Origin of the sequence: Psychrobacter sp. NPDC078631 (assembly GCF_050268165.1) — a bacterium.
GTDB lineage: Bacteria > Pseudomonadota > Gammaproteobacteria > Pseudomonadales > Moraxellaceae > Psychrobacter.
On sequence record NZ_JBNNGG010000005.1, the window covers coordinates 23,821 to 46,195 of the forward strand.

The following is a 22,375-nucleotide window of genomic DNA, read 5'->3' on the forward strand; positions in this document are numbered from 1 at the left end:
GAACGTCTAAAATACAAAAAGCGACCTATTATAAGGTCGCTTCTGCTTACATTTATATCTGTAATATCTGATCTAAGCGCCTTGGTTTTGACGTTCTTTGATTTCAGATAAGGTTTTGCAGTCGATACATTGAGTTGCGGTTGGACGTGCTTCAAGGCGACGTAATCCAATCTCTACACCACAAGTCTCACAAAATCCATAGTCGTCATTTTCGATTTCTAACATAGATTTGTCGATTTTGCGGATAAGTTTGCGCTCACGGTCGCGAGTACGTAATGCCAATGCAAACTCTTCTTCTTGAGTGGCACGGTCATTGATGTCTGGCATGGCGCTTGACTCATCTTGGATGTAGTTTTTGGTACGATCCGCTTCGCCAATCAGTTGGTTTTTCCAATCCAATAAAATAGCCTTAAAGTGCTCCAACTGCGCATCAGACATATACTCTTCGTCTTTGGCCGGCACATAAGGAGTAAATTTAACTTCACTCGGATTCGTGGTCAGGGTGCTCATATGGGTATCCTACTTTTTCAAATTAATTCAATAAAACGACGTATCAAAAGACAAGACGTTATTAATGCTACAAACGCTACAATTTGTCCTTTTATCAAACGTTTCACCACTTGGTAATACAAGTAACACAGCTGATCAAATAATATCGTAGACTTTATATCTTGACAGTTATACACCGATTGTTAGATAGGTTGTTATATAAACTTCGGTTTGAATAATACTGTCTAAAGCATGCCGTAGGTCATTGATTGTGAAAACTGAGCTTGTGGTTAATGGGCCATCCTAGCTATCGTGCAGTGGCTTCATATTAGATATTTGGCCACCCTTGCTTTATTTCATAAGTTGTATCATTGTTTGTAATAATAATGAAGTGATTTTTTATATTGAATGCATATTTTATTTTTTTATTACTGTATTTTTTATCAAAAAATATTGGTGAAAGCTATAAGTATAAAGGGCTAAGACTTATACCAGTACCAATAATTCTGGGCATCAAGTATCCAGTCTTTCAACCCAGCTTGCAACTGTTCCATTGTTGGCTAATTGCAACCAGCGATATCCTGGTAATGCATGCTCATCATAAGAAAAATCATCTTCATAGGGTTTGAACTGATAGCAGGTAGATGGCGTGCTATACACCGTGACGCCTTGGCGCAGTCGAACTTGCTCTTGGTGAGTATGCCCACTGATCACCACTTGTAGCTGTTCAAATGGCGCCATATGCTGCCAAAAGCTCTCAGTGTTTTCTGCCATATGGGTATCAATCCAGTCAGAGTCAACTGGAACAATATGGTGGTGTAGGGCGATTAATGCAGGCTTATTACAGGTACTGAGTCTCTCACATAACCAATTAATATCAGTAGGCGTAATCTCGCCTGCGACCTTACCAGAAATGGATGAGTCTAATAACAACAGCTGCCAGTATTCAGTCTCAATGACATGACGACTTAACAAACGTGAGTCAGCAGGCTGAGCGACAAGCTCTCGCTGAAAAAACGGCAAGTCTTTACCATTCTCGTCCGTCACATCGTGATTACCCGCAATACAAGCAAAAGGAATCTGAGTCGCTTGTAATACAGTAAAGATATGATCGTAAATTGAAGACTTTACTCGATTGACCAAGTCACCTGTCACAATAATCAAATCACAGCGAATATCTTCACTAAGTGCCTGTTGAAGCACTGCTTCAAAGCTACGCTGACAAGCCAAGTCATCACTATAGGTGTTACTCTCATCAACAAAGACAGGCGTCGATAAATGCAAATCAGTAATCTGTAAAATATTTATTGTTTGGTCGGAGGTGCTTAACTTATTGGCAGGATAGTTTGGCATTGGTTCAGTCCCTTATCGAATCACAACAATAAGTATTGTTAGCGCGAGTATGGATAAATGAGCTACTATTTTTCACTGGGTATTTATAATTATTATTAATCTACTATAAAAGAGCAGAGCGTTTGCCTGGAGCTTACTTTGACTCTAATCAACGATGTTTATACTATCAACTAGTAATATCAAAGTTAAAGCCATCTTATAGTATTATCGAGCTAAAGTATTAATTATATTAATAAAATAAAGTCCAACAAAAAGATAGCGAAAAACAGTCATGCTTTATTTATTATAACGTATTTACAGCGACGCTAACTAAAGTTTTATCTTTATTAACTTCGAAAAAATGAGTGCAGCAAAAAATAAAGCAGCTAATATCAAGACGATAGAAAGACCTGTTTGAATATCTAGCCAAATACTGCCCCACACACCAAGTGTCACACCCAGTTGAGCGATTATCAACGCTATAATCACCATTTGTTTTGGTGATGCTGACCATAGGCGTGCGGTCAGTGCAGGTAGCACTAATAATCCGCTGATTAATAGACTGCCAACCGCCTGTAGAGCAATCGCACAAAATCCTGCCAGTACACCCATAAAAAACAGTCGTTGCCGTGTTGGATTGATACCTTGAATACGTGCCAATGCTTCATGTGTTGCCAGCTTGATTTGCGCAGGCCAAATGTAGATAAGTAGTCCCAAGCCAGCTAGTACGCTACCAGCAAGCAAAGGCAAATCAGCCCAATCAAGGTCTAGCAAGTTGCCGAATAAAAATCCGAGCACATTGGCTTGTTGGTCAGTCAATTGGGTTAAGGCTAGTAGGCCTAAGCATAAGAGTGAAACCGACACGACTGCCAATACAGCATCCACTGGCAGACGCTCATCATCAATCAATACCAGTCCCAGTACGACCATGACACTGATCAATGCAATGCCGATACCCATTGGCAGTTGCCACCATACAGCCAAAGCCACACCTAACAACGTGCCATGGGCTAAAGCATCAGCGAAAAACGCCATACGCCGCCACAATACTAAGCAACCTAACGGCGCTGATAATAACGCTAATATACTGCCAGCGATCCAAGCAGGCGCAATGATGGCTAACCAAGCAGTCATAATGAATGTCCGTAAAATTTTTTATAAAAGAGTAGAGCCGTATCATTTATATGTTTGATATTTTTGGCTTTAATGAGCTGGATTTTGGCGATTTCGAGCCTTGATTACTGACGCTATAACTCGCTTGGGGCATGGTGTTCACAGGCATGGGGCTGATGCACGTATGGCTGTTCGTAATGATGACCAAATAGCTTTTGAAATTCAGTACTAATGGCCAGCTCGCTTGGTTGTCCTTCACAGCAAATATGCTTGTTCAAACAAATGACGCGGCGGCTGCCTTTCATGACCCAGTGTAAATCATGAGACACCACTAGCATGGCGCAACGTAAGAAATCCGGTAGCCCATCAATGAACTGATACAGCCAAATTTCGGTATCGGGATCGAGACCCTGCATCGGCTCGTCTAAAATAAGCAAATTGGGTTTGTCTAATAGCGCTCTGGCCAATAGTACGCGCTGCGTCTCACCACCTGATAAATGCAGCATTTGCCGTGATAGTAGATGAGTTAATGATAAGTTATCAAAGATAAACTGTCGCTGTTCAGGGGTTAAACGTTTCTTATCTGCTTGCGCCAACAAGTCGCAGACACGCAGTGGCAATATTGGTGGCACAGCAAATCGCTGCGGTACGTAGCCAAGCTGTAGCGGCTGATGTGCTGTCATAGAGCCATCAGTTGACTCAATTAAACCTAAAATAAGTTTGACTAGCGTTGACTTACCAGCACCATTTGGACCGATAAGGCTGACCGTCTCATTCACAGCAATGTCAATATCGATGTGAGAGAGCAGGCGTTGAGGCCCAATATGGTAACTGATATTGTTTAAGCTCAATAATTTGTCAGCATTACTCACAGTACTGCTATTCGCAACAGCAGTATTTGACTGATTAGAAGGTAGGGTAGAGGTATTCATAATATGACAACGCATAGGTAAATAGACAATCGACGAATCATGCTTAAAACGTTTACACAAACCATAGTAGCTCTACTGGCAAGCTTGGCAACGACCGCTAAGCTCAATGACACTACGCTCAACCACAAACCCTACATCTTGCTCGGCAAAGCTCATCATTTCCTGAACGGGTAGGCTGCTGCATTCTTGTACTCGTTGACACTGATCGCAGATTAAGAAGGCGGCTGTATGCTGGGCGCGAGGATGACAGCAAGGAACATAAGCATTGATAGAGGTTAACTGATGAATCAACCCTTCACTTAGTAAGAATTCTAAACTGCGATAAACCGTTGGTGGCGCGACATTTTTCGGTGCGCGTTTTTTGGTTGTCTTAGTGTCTTCTGACAGTGTTGGTGAGCTCGCTACTTTTTGAATATCGCTGTCATCAGGTATAGACAATCGCATTTGCTGTAACTGAGTGATTAGGTCATAAGCGCCGACCGGCTGATCTGCTTCCAAGACCAATTGATATATCTGCTGACGCAAAGGCGTAAATCGCGCGCCATTTACACGGCAATGTTCTTTAGCTGCTGCTAAGCGTTCATGAACATCATGCGGAGTCAGATCTTGCACATCATGTAAATGTTCGCAGATCGATGAAGTAATAGACATGGTACAAGCTCCTAAAAATAGCATGGTAATCGCATGACATTTTTTATGATAGCGTTTTTTATTGTTATAGTATAACATACTAAAATAATAACTGAGTCAATTGTCTTATAGTAGTCTTGTATATCTACCCTTTTTACAGGAGTGGGGCAGGACACTATTACTCATACGTTCGTTATCCAACAATGCTATCTAACAATAAAAGAGCTTACTATGAACGCTGTTTTTACTTACTCCGTACGTTCGCTTATCACATTACAGCGCTTGCTAATGACAGGACTGATCGTTCTAGGGTCTTTCACATTGAATGCACAAGCTGCAACGGTCAGTGTTAGCAATTATCCGCTATTCTTGTTAAGTGAAGCAGTAACAGAAGGCGCACCATCAGCCAATCGACTATTGCAAGCGGGGGAGGTAGGACATCATGGTAGTATCAGCCCAGGTGATATCAAAGCAATCAAAGACAGTAAGTTTGTCGTATGGTTCGGTGAGCCGCTAGAAAACAATCTAGCAGCGAGCCTGAAAACAGCCCCAAATGCCATTGCTTTATTTGAGTTTGATGCATTCAATCGACATCCATTACGTGATGTAAAGGGCAACGCTATCGCCGGTACACTAGATCCACATATTTGGCTAGATCCTGAAAATGCCAAAGCCATTACTCGTGCATTGGCCGTAATTCATAGCCATGCAAATCCACAATATAAAGATCTATACCAAGCCAACGCGAAAAAATTTGCACAGCAACTAGATAAAGAGGTTGCTGTATTAGAGCAAAGCTCTACTCAAAGTGCCTCAAAATCACGACCTTATTGGGCCTATCACGATGCTTATCAATATATCGAAGATAGTTTAAACTTAACGCTCGTCGGTAGCCTTAGCGTGGATCATCATCTATCACCTAAAGCAAGCCAACTACGTTGGTTAAATGAGCAACGCCCAGCCAAGCAAATGTGTTTGGTTAGTCCAAGTGAGCCAGCAAAAGGCTTACTTGCGAAGCTACAGCCAGTGAAGAGTACGGTACAGCCAGAAGATATGAGTAGTAGCGATGACTTTATCAGCGGTTGGCAGAATATGGCCAAACAGATATATCAATGTATCTCGTAATGTAGCCAAAAACAGCAATTTGCTAGGATTGTTTGAGTTGGTTGTATAGCTTCGCTTCAAGCATTTATTATAGACTAAATAATATAATAATCTTAGCAAAATGCGTTAGGTGACTGATAAAAGTCATATTTTACTTGCTTAATAGTTACGCTCTACCTATAATAAGTAGCGTTTTATTTTGGCCGAAAGGTAATGCCTGTAGAGTAAGTCATTCACGGATAAAATTATCATAAGTATGATATATTGTCCCAATGCTGTAAGGGCTATAGGAATACCGATGACCAAGCCTGCCAAACGCACGCAAAAAGACAAGATTGGCATCTATATTAAACGACAAGCATGGATACTATTTATCCTTATTATCATTGCTTGGATAGTAGATACTATTTGGCTACATAGTGAGCTTACGATAGCAAAAAGCGCCGCCATTGGTGCGCTACTAAGTTTTATCACTCAAGCAGTATTTGCGTTTTTTATTTTTTGGTATACCGGATATCGCGCGCGCCAACACATCGTTAGCCAGCTATATCGGGGTCAAATGTCAAAATGGTTATTGACCGTGTTTGGTTTTGCACTAATTTTTATTACCGTACAACCCCTATCTGCGCCAGCGCTGTTTATCGGTTTTATGGTAATGCAAATTAGTCACAGTTGGATGTTGTGGCATATACGCTAGCGCTAATAAATGATCGCTAAACAGATGGTTTATTAATAGTACTGGCAAGTCACCCTGCCGTCCAGCTTCTCTATGACTAGTTCGAAAAGTCGAAGCACAACGCTGTCTTAGGATAGCACCAGTGATTATAAAGACCGCACTATGAGTCTCAATGTTAGACGTAGTATGCAGTGAGAGGGTAGGGGTTACTCAACTATCTGTATTGCTGATAATTAGAGTATTGTTATCTGATTATGGTTAGTGGCTATATTAGCGAGTAAGACTGGTGGCTAACTTATTCATACAGTGGATAAAAAAATCACAATTGACTTTACACGAATACAACGCTGCATTAATATAGGCGGCTAAATATTTTGCTTATAAGCGCTACATTAAGCGCCGATTGTAAAAAACGGTCAGTGGGTAAGCACATATATAATAATTTTGCGTATAAAAATGCAAGGGCTATTACTGAGTTATCATAAGCCCTTTTTTGATAGCTAAAATTTATCTCACGCTATCAAATATTGCATATTAGTAATAGAACTATGGGTTGGATGTTGTTGGTTACATGAGTGATTTAGTACGGTTTATTTGTCTGCTTAATAGCAAGATAGATATTAATACTACACCTCATCAGATGACAACCATATTTTTGGTAGTTGATTAAATCGTTGATTAATAAGAAGCTTACATTATGGCATCCGAGCAAACATCATCAGAATATATCTCTCACCACTTAACGAATTGGACGTATGGCTATCTGCCGGGCGAAGGTTGGAAAGTTGCTCATACTGCTGAAGAAGCAGGGGCAATGGGCTTTAACGCTATCCATCTTGATTCTATGCTATGGTCGATTGGTCTAGGTATCTTATTTTGCGCTGTCTTTTGGATGGTTGCCAAAAAAGTCACTTCAGGCGTGCCAGGAAAAACTCAGGCAGCAGTTGAGATGATCGTTGAGTTTGTTGATAACAACGTTCGTGATTCATACAGTGGTACATCAAAACTGATTGCGCCATTGGCGTTGACCATTTTTGTCTGGATCTTTTTGATGAACTTGATGGATTTGATACCTGTTGATTTCATTCCAGGTATTGCTGGGCAAATCGGTGCCGCTATGGGCCATGATCCACATCATGTTTTCTTTAAGATTGTTCCAACGACTGATCCTAACATCACGCTTGGCATGTCGTTCTCTGTCTTTGCACTGATTATCTTTTATAGCATTAAAGAAAAAGGTTTGGGCGGCTTTATCGGTGAGTTAACACTGCATCCGTTTGGCGCCAAAAACCCAATCGTACAAGCGATTTTGATTCCCATTAACTTCATCCTAGAAGCAGTTACTCTAATAGCCAAACCTGTATCACTTGGTTTGCGTCTATTCGGCAACATGTATGCTGGGGAATTGATTTTCATACTGATTGCTCTAATGCCGTTTTGGATTCAATGGGCGTTATCGGTACCGTGGGCTATCTTCCACATCTTAGTTATTACACTTCAAGCGTTCGTATTCATGATGCTGACGATAGTTTACATGTCGCTTGCATCATCAACTGAACATTAATTAGACATTCAATAGGTAAATGAGGATACATCAATGGATCCAGTATTAGGTGGTTACACAGTTATCGCAGTAGCACTACTTATCGGTCTTGGCGCACTTGGCACAGGTATTGGTTTTGCTATTCTAGGTGGAAAATTCTTAGAAGGCGTTGCGCGTCAACCAGAGCTTGGCTCACAATTGCAAACTCGTATGTTCATCGTAGCAGGTCTTCTTGATGCTATTCCGATGATCGGTGTTGGTATTGCTATGCTATTGTTGTTCGCTAACCCTCTAGCAGGTTAATCCGAAAGCTCAGTTGTAAATGTTTGGTATTCGGAGACTTTCTATCAAATATAGTCAAGATTTGACTACCAAACATGATCAATGAAACTGATTTTTCATTAACAAAGAGGTGATCACGTGAATATCAATTTTACCCTCGTCGGTCAAGCCATTGCTTTTGCAATATTTGTGATTTTTTGCATGAAATTCGTGTGGCCACCACTTATCGGTGCCATCAATGAGCGTCAGCGTAAAATTGCTGAAGGTCTGAATGCCGCAGAAAAAGCAAAAGCAGATTTGGCGACCGCGGAGCAAAATGTCCAGCAGGAACTTGATCTTGCAAAGACTAAGGCTGCCGCTCTAATCGAGCAAGCGAACAAGAGTGCCAATCAGCTCGTCGAAGATGCAAAATCGCAAGCCCAAGCGGAAGGCGAGCGCATTCGTCAACAAGCGCAAGCATCTATCGATCAAGAAATCAATCAAGCGCGTGAATCATTACGTGCCCAAGTTGCTGAACTGGCTGTACTTGGTGCAGAGAAGATTTTGCAAGACAAAGTCGATGTGCAAAAACATGCCAGTATGTTAGACCAACTGGCGGCGAAGCTGTAATTGTGAGGATATAATGGCTGACTTATCAACCTTAGCACGACCGTACGCTAAAGCCGCGTTTGACTATGCCAACGAAAACGGCGCAGTCAACGAGTGGGAAAACTTCTTACTTGTTGCTAGCACTGTTGTCAATGACAAGTCGTTCAGTACTTGGCTAGACAATCCAGCTGTTTCTGCTGAGCATAAGTCAGCTGCTTTGGTCGATCTTTATGATACGCAAGTAGCTAGCGCTAATGATTCTGCTTTTAAGCAGTTATTAAGCGAAGCTCAAGGGACTAGCCTTGACAGTAACGTAAGCTATCCAAAAGTATCAGTAGCACTTAGTAACTTCGTTAAACAGTTATCAGAACAAGAGCGTCTGGCGCTGCTTCCTGAAGTTTATGAGCATTATCGCCGTCACAAGGCAATAAGCTTAAAGCAGCTTGACGCATATGTGACCTCTGCCTACCCATTGACTGATGAACAGCGTCAAACGCTACAAACGCGTCTTGCTGCCTCGCTAAATGCTAGTGTAGTGATTCACGAATCAGTTGATCCAAGTCTATTGGCAGGCGCTACAATCAAAGTCGGTGACAAAGTCATTGATGATTCGATGCGCGGCAAGTTACAACAGTTAAAAACACAGCTAACTGCCTAATGCCAATCATCAATACAGTCAAATATTGACTGTATGATTATAAGAGCAATTAAGTCAGTGGGCGGGTTATCATAAATTAAAGGAAACAAGGCAATGCAACAATTGAATCCAGCGGAAATCAGTAACCTGATTAAGCAGCGTATTCAAGACCTTGATGCGGGTGCAACTGCAAAGAATGAAGGCACGATTGTCAAAGTATCTGACGGTATCGTGCAGATTCATGGTCTTGAAGATGCCATGTACGGCGAAATGATTGAGTTTGAAGGCGAAATCTACGGAATGGCTCTAAACTTAGAGCGTGATTCTGTTGGCGCGGTAGTACTTGGTGATTACCTAAAGCTGCAAGAAGGTCAAAAAGCCTATTGTACTGGTCGTATTCTTGAAGTACCAGTAGGTCCTGAGCTGTTAGGCCGTGTTGTTGATGCTTTGGGTAATCCTATTGATGGCAAAGGTCCTATCGATGCCAAGATGACTGATAAAGTCGAAAAGATCGCTCCAGGCGTTATCGACCGTCAATCAGTAGATCAACCAGTAATGACTGGTTATAAAGCCGTTGATACCATGATTCCAATCGGTCGTGGTCAGCGTGAGCTTATCATTGGTGACCGTCAGACTGGTAAAACAGCGATGGCTATCGATGCGATCATCGCACAGAAAGCTTCAGGCATTAAATGTGTATACGTGGCTATCGGACAGAAACGTTCGACTATCGCTAACGTCGTACGTAAGCTTGAGCAAACTGGCGCACTAGAATATACCACTGTTGTGGTTGCTTCAGCATCAGAGCCTGCAGCACTTCAGTATATCGCACCGTACTCAGGTTGTACGATGGGCGAATACTTCCGTGACCGCGGCGAAGATGCACTGATTGTATTTGATGACTTATCAAAGCAAGCAGTTGCTTATCGTCAGATTTCACTACTATTACGTCGTCCGCCAGGTCGTGAAGCTTATCCTGGTGACGTATTCTATTTACACTCACGCCTACTTGAGCGTGCATCACGTGTAAATGCTGATTATGTAGAAAAGTTCACTAACGGTGAAGTGAAAGGTAAAACTGGTTCTTTAACCGCTCTACCAATCATTGAAACACAAGCTGGTGACGTATCTGCATTCGTACCAACCAACGTGATTTCGATCACTGATGGTCAGATCTTCCTAGAGTCTAGTTTATTCGCCTCAGGTATCCGTCCAGCAGTAAACGCTGGTATCTCGGTATCTCGTGTTGGTGGTGCTGCTCAGACTAAGATCATCAAAAAGCTATCTGGTGGTATTCGTACCGCTCTAGCTCAGTATCGTGAACTAGCAGCATTCGCTCAGTTCGCCTCAGATCTTGATGACGCAACTCGCGAGCAGCTTGATCATGGTGAGCGTGTGACTGAATTGATGAAGCAGAAGCAATATCAGCCGATGTCAATCTCTGAGCAAGCAGCCGTTATCTATGCTTCAAACGAAGGCTTCTTAGCTGATGTACCTGTCGAAAAGATTGGTTCTTTCGAAGAAGCGTACCTACGTTATATGCATGATGAGCAAAGTGAATTGATGCGTGAGATTGATGACACTGCGAACTACAATGATGATATCGCAGGTCGTTTAAAGTCATCTCTAGAGACCTTTAAACAAAATCACAGTTATTAATTTAACGGGTTAAGCCGAATTGGTTATAACTGTAGCTTAGAGCTGATAAAGTGGCGCGTTGTCTGACCAGATATTTGCGCCACTGTTTTAACCATTACCGGTATTAGATCGCGTAATGCCACAAGATATAAAATGTTATTCTGTAGGATTGATGTTGTATATCAAACGATTGTCGCATGCGCCAATGCTTTTTAACCCTCTTATATTGGAATCATTATGGCAAGCTTAAAAGAGATACGTGCCAAAGTCACCAGTATTAAAAGCACCCAGAAAATTACTCGTGCTATGCAAATGGTAGCGGCAAGTAAAATGCGCCGTGCGCAAGAGCGCATGGAAGTGGGTCGCCCGTATGCTGATAGTATGCGCCGGGTTATTTCACATTTGGTGCATGCCTCATCAGACTACAAACATCCGTATATGGTATCGCGTCCAGTCAATAAGGTTGGCTATATTGTCATTACCTCTGACCGTGGCCTAGCGGGTGGTTTGAATATTAACTTATTCAAAGCCCTAACTAAAAGTATCCAAGATTATCAAGATCAGTCTGTACAAGCTGAGTTTGCAGTCATCGGTGCCAAAGGTGTGAGTTTCTTCAAAAACTTTGGTGGTAAAGTTACGTCGGCTGTGACCGATTATGGCGATAAACCAACGTTTGAACAATTGAATGCACCGGTTCAAGCAATGCTTGAAGACTATAGTAACGGTAATATTGACCGTATCTATGTAGTCTATAACCGATTCATCAATGCGATGACTCAGAAACCAACAGTCAATCAGTTGGTTCCTCTACCAGAGCAGTCATTTGATGATGAAGACAGTGGTCTACAGACAGAACTTAGCTGGGATTATATCTACGAGCCTGACATCAAGACGTTAATTGATGAATTGCTTGGTCGCTATATTGAGTCGATTGTTTATCAAGCGGTAATGGAAAACATTGCCTCTGAGCAGTCTTCACGTATGGTTGCGATGAAAGCGGCAACAGATAATGCTGGTGACCTTATTAACGATTTACAGTTGGTTTATAACAAGCTGCGTCAAGCGGCGATTACCCGAGAAATCTCGGAAATCGTTGGCGGTGCTGCTGCTGTTTCATAATTGACTACACCTATATATAGAAGTTCAAGGAGAACGCAATGAGTAGCGGTCGTATTGTACAGATTATTGGCGCGGTTCTTGACGTTGAGTTCAACCGTAATGAAGTTCCTCAAATTTTTGATGCCTTGCAAGTAGACGGTACCGAAACTACCCTAGAAGTACAGCAACAGCTAGGTGACGGTATTGTACGTACTATTGCAATGGGTTCAACCGAAGGTTTAAAGCGTAACCTACCTGTTACTAATACTGGCGCACCTATCTCTGTGCCTGTAGGTACTGGTACGCTAGGTCGCATCATGGATGTTCTTGGTCGTCCTATCGATGAAGAAGGTCCTGTTGTTGCTGACGAAAAATGGTCTATCCACCGTGAAGCGCCAAGCTACGCGGATCAGTCAAACAGCACTGAGCTACTAGAAACTGGTATTAAAGTTATCGATCTACTTTGCCCGTTCGCTAAAGGTGGTAAAGTTGGTCTGTTCGGTGGTGCTGGTGTTGGTAAAACCGTTAACATGATGGAGCTGATCAACAACATCGCTCTAAAACATGAAGGTTTGTCAGTATTTGCTGGTGTTGGTGAGCGTACTCGTGAAGGTAACGATTTCTATCACGAAATGCAGGAAGCTGGCGTTGTAAATACTGAAGACTTCAGTAAATCTAAAGTAGCAATGGTATATGGCCAGATGAATGAGCCACCGGGTAACCGTTTACGTGTTGCACTGTCTGGTTTGACCATGGCTGAGTACTTCCGTGATACTAAAGATCCTGTTACTGGCAAAGGTCGTGACGTACTATTGTTTGTTGATAACATCTACCGTTATACACTAGCGGGTACTGAAGTATCAGCACTACTTGGTCGTATGCCGTCAGCAGTTGGTTATCAGCCAACACTAGCTGAAGAGATGGGCTTACTACAAGAACGTATTACGTCAACTCAGTCAGGCTCTATTACTTCAGTTCAGGCGGTATACGTACCTGCGGATGATTTGACCGATCCATCACCTGCTACAACGTTTGCTCACTTGGATGCAACAGTTGTACTAAGCCGTGATATCGCATCACAAGGTATCTATCCTGCGGTTGATCCATTGGATTCAACATCACGTCAGTTAGATCCACAAGTAATCGGTGAAGATCATTACAATGTTGCTCGTGGTGTTCAGGAAGTTCTACAGCGTTATAAAGAGCTTAAAGACATCATCGCTATCTTGGGTATGGATGAGTTATCAGAAGAAGATAAACTGGTTGTTTATCGTGCTCGTAAGATTCAGCGCTTCTTGTCTCAACCATTCCACGTAGCCGAAGTCTTCACTGGTGCACCTGGTAAATACGTACCACTACGCGATACCATTGCTAGCTTTAAAGCAATCATCGCTGGTGAATACGATGATCTACCAGAGCAAGCGTTCTACATGGCTGGTAGCATCGATGAAGTAGTCGCTAAAGCTGAAAAAATGAAGTCTAAGTCAGCGTAAGTTGTATGAGCATAAGCTAACGAGTAGATATAATATAAACCTTGTATCTACTCTTCAGTAACGCATCGCAGTTTTACTGTTTTTTGATCGCGCTTTGATGGTAAGGAATTAAGTATGGCAACGTTACAATGTCGCGTCGTAAGTGCTCGTGAAGAGTTGTATTCAGGCGAAATTAGCATGTTAATAGCTACTGGTACCGAAGGCGAGATTGGTGTATTGCCAGGTCACACACCGCTTATTACTTTGCTAAAGCCAGGTGCAATGCGAGTGCAAACACCAAACGGTGAAGAAGAAGTAATTTACGTCTCAGGTGGTGTATTAGAAGTACAGCCTAAGATGGTTACGGTATTGGCTGATACAGCCATGCGTGCACACAATCTTGACGAAAGCAAAATCGTTGAAGCACGTAAAAAGGCTGAGCAAATGCTAGTTAACCAGTCTGATACGCTACAAACCAATGCGGCTTTGGCCTCACTTGCAGAGTCAGTAGGACAATTACAGACTATCCGTAAGTATAAAAACCGCGCTTAATTTATTACTGATGGCTTTAGCTAGTCATTTAGAGTTATCGCTAGAAGTAATAATAAAAAGACAGTCCATTATATGGGCTGTTTTTTTATGTCTATTCATTATTAAATTAACTGTTCTATACTGAATACACATAGTTATTACTTCGATAGTATTTGCGGCAGTCCAATCTATTTCCAGGAAAAATCTTTTATTATCAATGAATCATTGTCCATTAGAATTTTCTTAAAAAGACACTGGCGACAACGGTAATATATGGTTATATTAGACATAACGTATTATAAGCAACGAGCAGTAACTGTACGCGATAACGTTGGCTCGATGGTTTGGATAATTAGCAAACGATAGATAATACAAATTGCGATGTACTAACGAAGTAATTGACGTAATTTCTGGACGCAAACTAAAGTTTTGATAGGGGTAGTTTATAGGTTTTGTTACCGACTATCAGCTATAGTATAGGAAGCTGATAATTTAATAGTATACTGTGCTACCAAGTTTGTAACAGCTATACGAACATCAATTGTGCCACTATATGGTGCTATTAATTTTACCGCTCTTACTTTTACTGCTTTTAAATTAGATGTATTAGAGGATATAACAATGACAACGAATGAAGAAGACAACACCCCCCGAATCTTGATTGTTGAAGATGATGAGCGTCTGGCCATGTTGACTCAAGATTACTTGGTCAAAAATGGTTTAGAAGTGGCAATTGAAACTGATGGTAATCGTGCTATTCGCCGTATCGTCAATGAGCAGCCAGATATGGTTGTACTTGATGTCATGCTACCTGGTAGCGATGGTCTGACTGTCTGCCGTGAAGTACGCCCGCATTATCAAAATCCAATTTTGATGTTGACTGCGCGTACTGAAGACATGGATCAGGTATTGGGTCTTGAGATGGGTGCTGACGACTATGTTGCCAAGCCTGCTCAGCCACGTGTATTGCTTGCACGTATTCGTGCGTTATTACGCCGTTCAGAAAATGCACCATCAGAAGATGTGCCACAACGTCTAGAGTTTGGTGAGTTAGTCATCGACAACGGTGGTCGTTCAGTTAATCTAGGTGATGAGTTGGTTGATTTCACTAGTGCTGAATATGATCTACTATGGTTGCTTGCTTCTAATGCAGGTCGTATCCTATCTCGTGAAGATATCTTTGAGCGTCTACGCGGTATTGAGTATGATGGTCAAGATCGTTCAATTGACGTACGTATCTCACGTATTCGTCCAAAAATCGGTGATGATCCAGAAAATCCAAAGCGTATTAAGACCGTACGTAGTAAAGGCTATCTATTCGTAAAAGAAGGCAACTAATATTGTTACTTCTATAGGTTGATTAATTATTAATCACTATTCGAAAAAACCAGCAACGATGCTGGTTTTTTTGTGGCTAAATTTTAATTTTTAAACTTAAATGCAGTGTTATGTGGTTTAATTAAGACATTATTATAGACGCTGACTAAATATATGTCATACATATAAGTCTTTGGATGATCGCTGCATATGGATTAAAATGCGGTCATTAAAAGTCAAAGTTAAAGTTTATCCCTATTCGATCATGTTCGATATCGTCAAACACATAGCACTACCTATATGTTTGATGATATTGGCAATCTCTATTTATTAAGTTGGTCACGGCACGTATGTCATTAGTCTCTTCTTTAAAACACAGTATTTTTGTTCGTATCTATGCTGGGCTACTTATAGTCTGCTTGTGTGTGGCACTGTTTGCGCAGTTATTGATGGATACCATTAATAAGGAGCGTGTGCAGTCCTATCGTGAAAATATGGCAATGGGGGCTTTCCATTTGGTGAGTGAAGGAATCTCTCACCAAAATAGCGAAGAAGAGCGTGAATATTGGTTATCAGATGCGAGTAGTTTGTTTGGTACTACTTTTAAAGTCTTGCCTATTGACGAAGTAGATTTTAGCGCCAGTGAGCTACGCCGTTTTAAAAATGATAATACCGTTGTGCGTTATTTTAACCAGCCTGTATATGCAGATGTTTATTATCGTTTGCCGGACAACAAGAGTGTGTTAACAGCAAGAATCTCTCAAGTTACCGAACAGCAAGTACGGGCAATCGCGGTCTTTTTATTAGATGACTTGTCTTATCACATGACATTATCGGACAAGCGTGCACGTTTGGCTGAATTGGAGAAGAAGTTTTCTTTTCCTTTAGCGTTCAAAGCAGTCAATACACTTGAGTTAGATTCAGATCAGATGTCTCGTCTGCGTCGTGACGAAGTCGTCATATCACTGCAAGATACTAATAGTAGTACAAGTAACTCGGCGATTAGAGTAGTGGTACCCTCTGAAATCAATGATATGGCAATTTTGATTGGGCCTATACCGTTATTTAATTGGTTCCCGCTCAACTTAATTATTAGTATGATTCTTATTAGCATGTTCCTAATTAGCTTAGGTGTATATGCGCTCATCTTCCCGCTTGAACGTAAGCTACAATTGATTCAGGTAGGTGTGAATGAGGTCAGTCAAGGTAACCTTGATATTCAAGTACAGGTTATTGGTCAAGATGAAATAGCGCGTTTGTCAGCGACTTTTAATGCCATGACCTCGCACATTAAGCGTTTGATTGAATCACAGCGAGAGCTTACCCGAGCGGTCTCACATGAGCTGCGTACGCCAGTGGCTCGTATTCGATTTGCAGTAGATATGCTTGCTGATACGGATGACGAAGACTCACGTTTTATGCAGCGTGACTATATTGATGAAGATATTGAATCGCTTAATGGTTTGATTGATGAAATTTTGACCTATGCTAAGCTTGAGGAAGGGTCACCAAAGTTAGATTTAGAACCAGTAAACTTAAGAGAGCTGTTAGAGCAGATCGAGCGCGAAACCAATGCACTAGGTAAGCCGATTAAAATAGTAACCAGTTTGCCAAATGCAAAAGTCACAGCAGTGGCAGATAGACGCTACTTACACCGTGTAATTCAGAACCTTGCAGGTAATGCGTTACGCTATGCAGAAACGACTATTATCATTAGTGCTGGTGTCAAAAAAGGCAATGCCTTTGTCAGTGTCGAAGATGATGGACATGGTATTCCTGAAGCAGATCGCGAAAAAGTGTTTATTCCATTCTCACGCTTAGATGACAGCCGTACACGCGCCTCAGGTGGCTATGGCCTAGGCTTGTCTATTGTATCGCGCATTGCCTTTTGGTTTAATGGTAGTATGAAAGTAGATGAGAGTCGTGAGTTAGGCGGTGCAAGGTTTGTGATGACGTGGCCTATTAAACCATTGACGCAGATTCTTGCTGCTGATGAATTGACCCAAGAGAAAAGCGAGCGCGACTTCGATACTAAGTTGCCAGATTAGGTCAAGTTATAGGGCTAAGCTATAAGAGCAAGCTATCAGGCTAAATCATCAGACTACGCCATAATTATTAGTCATGATACTAAAGACAATTAGCGTCATTTTAATGGTATAACAGGATACAGCTTTATAGCTGGGTGACGCGCTTGTCGCTATTTTTCAGATAGTTGGACAATGTCATAGGAGGCATAGGATGCCATATTTATTTGGTGGCTTGGTAATGTTGAATGCGATTACGCTAAGCTATTATTTATTCTTAAAACAGCCATCAACGACCCAAACACTACAAACAGCTCAGGCTGAAATTACCCAGCCACTAGCTTTTACTAACAGTGCTGAGTATATTCCGCCGACTATTGGTAGCAAAGACTAGCGTTGACCTCTTTGCTTATTCAGATTAAAGTCTCATCACTATTTTGAATTTGGTACCGTATTGTCTACCTCAGATACCTCTTCTACTTCAGCCGCTAACGTAGTATCTCCAGCGACTTTGGAGAGTAGGGGTATACGTACGCATACTTGTAGCCCGCCTTCAGGGTGGTTGATGGCTTCAACAGTACCATGATGTAATCGTGCAATACGATCAACAATCGCAAGACCTAGTCCGCTACCTTGAGTAGTCCGTGCCGTCTCTCCACGTTCAAACGGTTGCATAATTCGCTCTAATTGATCGTCAGCAACGCCATCACCGCAATCTCGTACACAAATCACTAGTTGTTCTTGAGCTTCTTTGTTCACCACATTTTCGCTGACCACATCCGTATCTTCGTCTTCGACAGTTTCTATAAATGTCGGTACAACCGTTGCCGATAAATAAATTGGTGGTTTTCCATAACGATTGGCATTATTGACCAAGTTGATAATCAGACGTTTGATGGATAATGGACGTACGGGAACAACCTTGTCACATTCTGACTCATATACAAACTTCATTGGCGCAAACTGCACCATGATTTCGTTAAATATGGTATCTAGATTGGTCAAGCTGACTGGCTCATCAGAACCATCTTTCATAAAAGAGATGAACTGCTCCAAAATAGCATCCATATCCTCAATATCGTAAATCAGCCCTTCACGGAAAAAATCATCTGGCAGCATTTCTGCGGTCAAACGCATACGGGTCAACGGTGTCCGCAGATCGTGTGAGATACCCGCGAGCATGATTGTTCGCTCTTTTTGCGCTTGGTTTAAGGTCGTAAACAGTCGGTTAAACGCCATATTAACCTGACGTATTTCTGTGGGGCCTTTCTGAGTGGGCAGTGTGGTTGCATGACCGAGACGAATATAATTAGTAGCCGCCCGTTGTAGGTAGCGTAGCGGACGATTTAACTGACGCGCTAATAGAATAATCGTGAGTAACGATAGGATAGGCAGTCCAATCAAAAACAGTACCAATAATGTCGGGCTATATTGTGAATAGTAGACGACAGGCTCACGCACCCAAAAACTGTCATCACGGCTATCTTGTACCCATAGCTGCGGCGTTGGCTTAAATTTAAAATAAACCTCTACAGGGCGACCGAGCTGTGCACCGATTTCACGTTGTAATACGTCAGTAAAAAAGCTTACGAATGGCTTGTCAGCGACTTCTGGAAAGTCACTCGGATTGTTTACCACGACGACATGAGAGTGCTGGTAAATCCATTGGCGTACTTCGGGACGACCTTGCCAGTCTTTATTGACGCTATTGATCAGCTGCAACTCACTCGTTAAATAACGCGCATGGTTTTTTAGCTCTGGCAGATATAGACTGCGCCAAAAGAACAAAATTGATAAGCTCACACTGATAAGCACGATAAATGCAACCATCAAAGTCGTTAGCCAAGTATTGGAATAAGAGCGTGGCAGCCAACCTTTACGACGCGGCTTTGAGTTTGGAGAGATCATATATGTCCAACAGAGTAAAAGAAAAGTTATTGTGATATAGCTTGTAGCTCTCTAAATACGATTGCCTTAAGGCTAGTCAGTGCATCAACCTATAGCGGTATATCATAGAATAGCATAATCAATAAATAGTACTGATACAGTATGCAATCGACGAGCGAGCCAAATAGTTATTGGAATAGATATAAAGTTAAGCTTAAGGATAAATGTGTTTAGCAATCATCTGTTTTTCAGAGAGAGCGATAGTAATCTATAGAATCTAAAGAAAAAATTTAAAAATAAGCCATTATCATCAGTTATATTTTACTTAGGTCGTCATTTAAGCTATTGTTAATAAATAATTAAATATGCACAGTTTATGTTTTCAACAAATAAAGACTGTGATATAATTATGCCCTTTTTGGTATACCTGCGAAAGAGAGAATTCACATGGTTGTTATTCGTTTAGCACGGGGCGGTGCCAAGAAACGCCCATTTTATCAAGTAGTTGTTGCTGATCAACGCCGCGCGCGTGACGGTCGCTATATTGAAAACATCGGCTTTTTTAACCCACTCGCTAAAGAGTCTGAAGAAGCAGTACGCCTAAACATGGAAGCGTACAATGCGTGGATCGCAAAAGGTGCACAACCTTCAGATCGCGTTGCTTCATTAGCAAAAGCTTACAACAAGTCTACAGCTCAAACTGAAGCAACTGCTTAAGTTTTGGTTGTTACTGAGACGTTCGTAGCAAAACTATGACATGACTCAGTAGACTTTAGAATACATAGCGTAACTGGTCTGACCAGGGTGCGCCATTAACTGTTTATCGCTTTTGACGCAATTGTTTTTGCAATTGCTGTTTTAATCATTGTTAGGTTAGCTGCTATGTCATCTGTTCCAAACGCTAGTGCCCTTATGAAAATTGGTCAGCTTAAGAAGCCTTACGGCATTAAAGGCTGGCTTTGGGTATTTAGTGATACGGATGACCGTACAGCGATATTCGACATGAAGCCGTGGTGGATGAAAACTGCCACTGGCATGAAACCTTTGACTGTGAAGGCTTGGCGTGAGCAAGGAACAGGAATTGTGGCTCAATTTGAGCAGATTCCTGATCGTAATGTTGCTGAGACTATGAACGGTGTTACCGTTTGGGTCGAACAAAACGTCCTACCTGAAACAGCTGAAGACGAATATTATTGGTCGGATTTGGTCAGTCTGCGCGTGATTAACGAGCAGGATGAGTATCTAGGTAATATCACTGAAATGTTTGAAACCGGTGCCCATGACATCATGCGTGTAACGGCAAATTCAGACAGTTTAGACAATGAAGAACGCCTGATTCCATGGCATAAGCAAACTGTGATAGAAGTCAATATGACTGAAAAAACAGTGCTTGTGGCATGGCCGAGTGATTACTGATAGCGTTTCTGGCTTTTTAGTCAGACGTTGTTATTACTTACACCGATTGTTGTAGCCTTAACGTAAGTAGACATCAGATGTATTTTACCGTAATTAGTATTTTTCCTGAGATGTTTGCCACGATTCGTGAATTTGGAATCACGGGCCGAGCAGTGACTCAAGAGCAAGTTACGATTGAATGCATTAATCCACGTGATTATACCACCGATAACTATCGCCGTATTGATGAGCGCCCTTATGGGGGTGGTCCTGGGATGGTGATGATGGCTGAGCCATTATCGAAAGCCATTGAGGATGCACGATTGCGTGCCAGTCAGCATGGTTGCCGTGTCGATAGTGAGCACTGTCCGGTGATTTATATGTCGCCGCAAGGCCAGACGCTTAGTGAGAGTAGCGTAGTCAATATGACTGATTACGATGGCATGATTTTATTATGCGGTCGTTATGAAGGTATCGACGAGCGTCTACTATCACAATATGTCGATATGGAAGTATCGTTAGGTGATTATGTGTTGACTGGTGGCGAGTTGCCAGCAATGGTGCTGATGGATAGTGTGATACGTCGTCTGCCCGATATCATGGGTGATGACAAGTCAGCGGAGCAAGACTCTTTTGTCGATGGCTTGCTTGACTGTCCACACTATACTAAGCCGCATGAGTTTGCGGGTATGGCGGTTCCTGAGGTATTACTTTCAGGTCATCATGCCAATATCGCTAAGTGGCGTTTTAGTCAGCAAGTCAGTCGTACGCAAACGCGTCGTCCAGACTTGTGGCAAGCGTTTACCCCAACGGTAGAGCAAGCGAAGTGGTTGAAAGCATTGGCTAAAGCAGATAAAAAGTAGATGTTTAAAATCTAATTTTATCGTTACTAAGTTTGATAAACAGTTAAGAAACAGAATTTTGAGCAATAATAAAACGAGTCATAGCATAGTGGCCGTTGGTTATAACCCATTTACGTTGTGTCTCACTATAAAGAGATGCGATTAATTATTACAAACAGGTGATATGCGTCAAGCCTCTATTATCTAATGTGAGGAGATAACTCTCATGAGCAACAAGCATCCATTGGTTCAGGTCATCGAAAACGCTCAATTGCTTGAGCGCCCAAGCTTTGCACCCGGCGATACCGTTGTGGTACAAGTAAAAGTACGTGAAGGTGAGCGTGAGCGTTTACAGGCTTTTGAAGGCGTTGTAATTGCTAAACGTAACCGCGGTTTAAACTCAGCGTTTACCGTACGTAAAATCTCAAGCGGCGTTGGCGTTGAGCGTGCATTCCAATTGCATTCACCAATCATCGAGAGCATCGAAGTGAAACGTCGCGGTGCTGTTCGTCGTGCGAAACTATACTACTTACGTGAGCGCTCTGGTAAATCAGCACGTATCCGCGAAAAACTTGGTGCTCGTCCAGTTGCTAAGAAAAAAACTGACGCTGGCGTACCTGATGCAGTTGATACTGCACCTGGTATCTAAGCACAAGTTTGCCGTTTTGAGTTAGTCCTATAATTTTAGGGTTGGCTCAAGACAAGGTAATAGTAGATACAAGCCCTTATTCATAGGTTTATTTATAAATAAGCGGGCCATACCAAAAAAGACGAAACCCCAATCTATGCGAAAGCTAGATTGGGGTTTTTGTATGTATAGCATTAATAATTTGAGTTTTATCAGC

General features: G+C 41.9%; 23 protein-coding genes. 17 read left to right on the forward strand and 6 right to left on the reverse strand.

The features are described 5' to 3' along the window. Positions 1–72 precede the first annotated feature (72 nt). From dksA to ACQKCP_RS11865, 5 genes are all read right to left on the reverse strand, one after another. Positions 73–510 (reverse strand): RNA polymerase-binding protein DksA, encoded by a 438-nt coding sequence (dksA, locus tag ACQKCP_RS11845; protein WP_057762021.1) that lies wholly within the window; start codon positions 508–510, stop codon positions 73–75. A gap of 492 nt (positions 511–1,002) precedes the next feature. Next, positions 1,003–1,842 (reverse strand): metallophosphoesterase, encoded by an 840-nt coding sequence (locus tag ACQKCP_RS11850; protein WP_427612454.1) that lies wholly within the window; start codon positions 1,840–1,842, stop codon positions 1,003–1,005. Positions 1,843–2,151: 309 nt separating this feature from the next. Then, a complete protein-coding gene (locus ACQKCP_RS11855; RefSeq protein ID WP_427612455.1) occupies positions 2,152–2,955 on the reverse strand; it encodes a metal ABC transporter permease in 804 nt (267 codons plus the stop codon). Between the two features lie 113 nt (positions 2,956–3,068). Next, the gene (locus ACQKCP_RS11860; RefSeq protein WP_427612456.1) at positions 3,069–3,866 is read right to left on the reverse strand and encodes a metal ABC transporter ATP-binding protein; all 798 of its coding nucleotides are present in this window, start codon (positions 3,864–3,866) and stop codon (positions 3,069–3,071) included. Between the two features lie 72 nt (positions 3,867–3,938). Next, positions 3,939–4,517, reverse strand: coding sequence for a Fur family transcriptional regulator (locus ACQKCP_RS11865; protein ID WP_427612457.1), 579 nt, complete (start codon positions 4,515–4,517; stop codon positions 3,939–3,941). A gap of 210 nt (positions 4,518–4,727) precedes the next feature. Between ACQKCP_RS11865 and ACQKCP_RS11870 the strand changes: the two genes are divergently transcribed. From ACQKCP_RS11870 to ACQKCP_RS11930, 13 genes are all read left to right on the forward strand, one after another. Further along, on the forward strand, positions 4,728–5,621 hold the full coding sequence (locus tag ACQKCP_RS11870) for a metal ABC transporter solute-binding protein, Zn/Mn family (protein WP_427612458.1): 894 nt from the start codon (positions 4,728–4,730) through the stop codon (positions 5,619–5,621). A 277-nt stretch (positions 5,622–5,898) separates the two neighbouring features. Beyond that, entirely contained in the window at positions 5,899–6,297 is a 399-nt protein-coding gene (locus ACQKCP_RS11875) for an ATP synthase subunit I (protein ID WP_102093133.1), read from the forward strand. Positions 6,298–6,973: 676 nt separating this feature from the next. After that, a complete protein-coding gene (atpB, locus tag ACQKCP_RS11880; RefSeq protein ID WP_101205957.1) occupies positions 6,974–7,840 on the forward strand; it encodes a F0F1 ATP synthase subunit A in 867 nt (288 codons plus the stop codon). A gap of 33 nt (positions 7,841–7,873) precedes the next feature. Beyond that, positions 7,874–8,122 (forward strand): F0F1 ATP synthase subunit C, encoded by a 249-nt coding sequence (atpE, locus tag ACQKCP_RS11885; protein WP_010197960.1) that lies wholly within the window; start codon positions 7,874–7,876, stop codon positions 8,120–8,122. 117 nt (positions 8,123–8,239) lie between these two features. Continuing rightward, positions 8,240–8,710 (forward strand): F0F1 ATP synthase subunit B, encoded by a 471-nt coding sequence (locus tag ACQKCP_RS11890; protein ID WP_101205956.1) that lies wholly within the window; start codon positions 8,240–8,242, stop codon positions 8,708–8,710. A gap of 13 nt (positions 8,711–8,723) precedes the next feature. After that, the gene (locus ACQKCP_RS11895; protein ID WP_057762004.1) at positions 8,724–9,347 is read left to right on the forward strand and encodes a F0F1 ATP synthase subunit delta; all 624 of its coding nucleotides are present in this window, start codon (positions 8,724–8,726) and stop codon (positions 9,345–9,347) included. 93 nt (positions 9,348–9,440) lie between these two features. Beyond that, the gene (gene atpA / locus ACQKCP_RS11900; RefSeq protein WP_057762002.1) at positions 9,441–10,985 is read left to right on the forward strand and encodes a F0F1 ATP synthase subunit alpha; all 1,545 of its coding nucleotides are present in this window, start codon (positions 9,441–9,443) and stop codon (positions 10,983–10,985) included. Between the two features lie 216 nt (positions 10,986–11,201). Then, complete coding sequence (gene atpG, locus ACQKCP_RS11905; protein ID WP_057762000.1) at positions 11,202–12,083, forward strand: F0F1 ATP synthase subunit gamma; 882 nt, start codon at positions 11,202–11,204, stop codon at positions 12,081–12,083. A gap of 38 nt (positions 12,084–12,121) precedes the next feature. After that, positions 12,122–13,555 (forward strand): F0F1 ATP synthase subunit beta, encoded by a 1,434-nt coding sequence (gene atpD / locus ACQKCP_RS11910; protein WP_057761998.1) that lies wholly within the window; start codon positions 12,122–12,124, stop codon positions 13,553–13,555. A gap of 114 nt (positions 13,556–13,669) precedes the next feature. Next, positions 13,670–14,086, forward strand: coding sequence for a F0F1 ATP synthase subunit epsilon (locus tag ACQKCP_RS11915; RefSeq protein ID WP_057761996.1), 417 nt, complete (start codon positions 13,670–13,672; stop codon positions 14,084–14,086). Between the two features lie 600 nt (positions 14,087–14,686). Next, the gene (locus tag ACQKCP_RS11920) at positions 14,687–15,403 is read left to right on the forward strand and encodes a response regulator (RefSeq protein WP_057761994.1); all 717 of its coding nucleotides are present in this window, start codon (positions 14,687–14,689) and stop codon (positions 15,401–15,403) included. A 329-nt stretch (positions 15,404–15,732) separates the two neighbouring features. Continuing rightward, on the forward strand, positions 15,733–17,430 hold the full coding sequence (locus ACQKCP_RS11925) for an ATP-binding protein (protein ID WP_427612459.1): 1,698 nt from the start codon (positions 15,733–15,735) through the stop codon (positions 17,428–17,430). A gap of 190 nt (positions 17,431–17,620) precedes the next feature. After that, a complete protein-coding gene (locus ACQKCP_RS11930) occupies positions 17,621–17,800 on the forward strand; it encodes a hypothetical protein (RefSeq protein ID WP_427612460.1) in 180 nt (59 codons plus the stop codon). Positions 17,801–17,838: 38 nt separating this feature from the next. Here the strand turns inward: ACQKCP_RS11930 and ACQKCP_RS11935 are convergent, their stop codons facing one another. Further along, positions 17,839–19,314, reverse strand: a complete 1,476-nt coding sequence (locus ACQKCP_RS11935) for an ATP-binding protein (protein ID WP_427612461.1) — start codon at positions 19,312–19,314, stop codon at positions 17,839–17,841. 426 nt (positions 19,315–19,740) lie between these two features. Here ACQKCP_RS11935 and rpsP point away from each other — a divergent pair, with 426 nt between their 5' ends. The 4 genes from rpsP to rplS all read left to right on the forward strand — a co-directional run bounded on the left by rpsP (position 19,741) and on the right by rplS (position 22,179). Further along, positions 19,741–20,010 (forward strand): 30S ribosomal protein S16, encoded by a 270-nt coding sequence (rpsP, locus tag ACQKCP_RS11940; protein ID WP_025651495.1) that lies wholly within the window; start codon positions 19,741–19,743, stop codon positions 20,008–20,010. 165 nt (positions 20,011–20,175) lie between these two features. Next, complete coding sequence (rimM, locus tag ACQKCP_RS11945; protein ID WP_427612462.1) at positions 20,176–20,709, forward strand: ribosome maturation factor RimM; 534 nt, start codon at positions 20,176–20,178, stop codon at positions 20,707–20,709. Positions 20,710–20,786: 77 nt separating this feature from the next. Further along, entirely contained in the window at positions 20,787–21,551 is a 765-nt protein-coding gene (gene trmD, locus ACQKCP_RS11950) for a tRNA (guanosine(37)-N1)-methyltransferase TrmD (protein WP_427612463.1), read from the forward strand. 205 nt (positions 21,552–21,756) lie between these two features. Beyond that, a complete protein-coding gene (gene rplS, locus ACQKCP_RS11955) occupies positions 21,757–22,179 on the forward strand; it encodes a 50S ribosomal protein L19 (protein ID WP_057761981.1) in 423 nt (140 codons plus the stop codon). The last annotated feature ends 196 nt before the right edge of the window (positions 22,180–22,375 follow it).

Excerpts from the sequence above, each read along its gene's own strand:
- atpD (WP_057761998.1), top strand. The coding sequence starts at position 12,122 with ATGAGTAGCGGTCGTATTGTACAGATTATTGGCGCGGTTCTTGACGTT.
- ACQKCP_RS11920 (WP_057761994.1), top strand. The coding sequence starts at position 14,687 with ATGACAACGAATGAAGAAGACAACACCCCCCGAATCTTGATTGTTGAA.
- dksA (WP_057762021.1), bottom strand. The coding sequence starts at position 510 with ATGAGCACCCTGACCACGAATCCGAGTGAAGTTAAATTTACTCCTTAT.
- ACQKCP_RS11925 (WP_427612459.1), top strand. The coding sequence starts at position 15,733 with ATGTCATTAGTCTCTTCTTTAAAACACAGTATTTTTGTTCGTATCTAT.
- ACQKCP_RS11935 (WP_427612461.1), bottom strand. The coding sequence starts at position 19,314 with ATGATCTCTCCAAACTCAAAGCCGCGTCGTAAAGGTTGGCTGCCACGC.
- atpE (WP_010197960.1), top strand. The coding sequence starts at position 7,874 with ATGGATCCAGTATTAGGTGGTTACACAGTTATCGCAGTAGCACTACTT.
- ACQKCP_RS11875 (WP_102093133.1), top strand. The coding sequence starts at position 5,899 with ATGACCAAGCCTGCCAAACGCACGCAAAAAGACAAGATTGGCATCTAT.
- ACQKCP_RS11865 (WP_427612457.1), bottom strand. The coding sequence starts at position 4,517 with ATGTCTATTACTTCATCGATCTGCGAACATTTACATGATGTGCAAGAT.
- ACQKCP_RS11930 (WP_427612460.1), top strand. The coding sequence starts at position 17,621 with ATGCCATATTTATTTGGTGGCTTGGTAATGTTGAATGCGATTACGCTA.
- rimM (WP_427612462.1), top strand. The coding sequence starts at position 20,176 with ATGTCATCTGTTCCAAACGCTAGTGCCCTTATGAAAATTGGTCAGCTT.
- rplS (WP_057761981.1), top strand. The coding sequence starts at position 21,757 with ATGAGCAACAAGCATCCATTGGTTCAGGTCATCGAAAACGCTCAATTG.
- atpG (WP_057762000.1), top strand. The coding sequence starts at position 11,202 with ATGGCAAGCTTAAAAGAGATACGTGCCAAAGTCACCAGTATTAAAAGC.
- rpsP (WP_025651495.1), top strand. The coding sequence starts at position 19,741 with ATGGTTGTTATTCGTTTAGCACGGGGCGGTGCCAAGAAACGCCCATTT.
- ACQKCP_RS11895 (WP_057762004.1), top strand. The coding sequence starts at position 8,724 with ATGGCTGACTTATCAACCTTAGCACGACCGTACGCTAAAGCCGCGTTT.
- ACQKCP_RS11860 (WP_427612456.1), bottom strand. The coding sequence starts at position 3,866 with ATGAATACCTCTACCCTACCTTCTAATCAGTCAAATACTGCTGTTGCG.
- trmD (WP_427612463.1), top strand. The coding sequence starts at position 20,787 with ATGTATTTTACCGTAATTAGTATTTTTCCTGAGATGTTTGCCACGATT.
- ACQKCP_RS11855 (WP_427612455.1), bottom strand. The coding sequence starts at position 2,955 with ATGACTGCTTGGTTAGCCATCATTGCGCCTGCTTGGATCGCTGGCAGT.
- ACQKCP_RS11870 (WP_427612458.1), top strand. The coding sequence starts at position 4,728 with ATGAACGCTGTTTTTACTTACTCCGTACGTTCGCTTATCACATTACAG.
- atpA (WP_057762002.1), top strand. The coding sequence starts at position 9,441 with ATGCAACAATTGAATCCAGCGGAAATCAGTAACCTGATTAAGCAGCGT.
- ACQKCP_RS11915 (WP_057761996.1), top strand. The coding sequence starts at position 13,670 with ATGGCAACGTTACAATGTCGCGTCGTAAGTGCTCGTGAAGAGTTGTAT.
- ACQKCP_RS11850 (WP_427612454.1), bottom strand. The coding sequence starts at position 1,842 with ATGCCAAACTATCCTGCCAATAAGTTAAGCACCTCCGACCAAACAATA.
- atpB (WP_101205957.1), top strand. The coding sequence starts at position 6,974 with ATGGCATCCGAGCAAACATCATCAGAATATATCTCTCACCACTTAACG.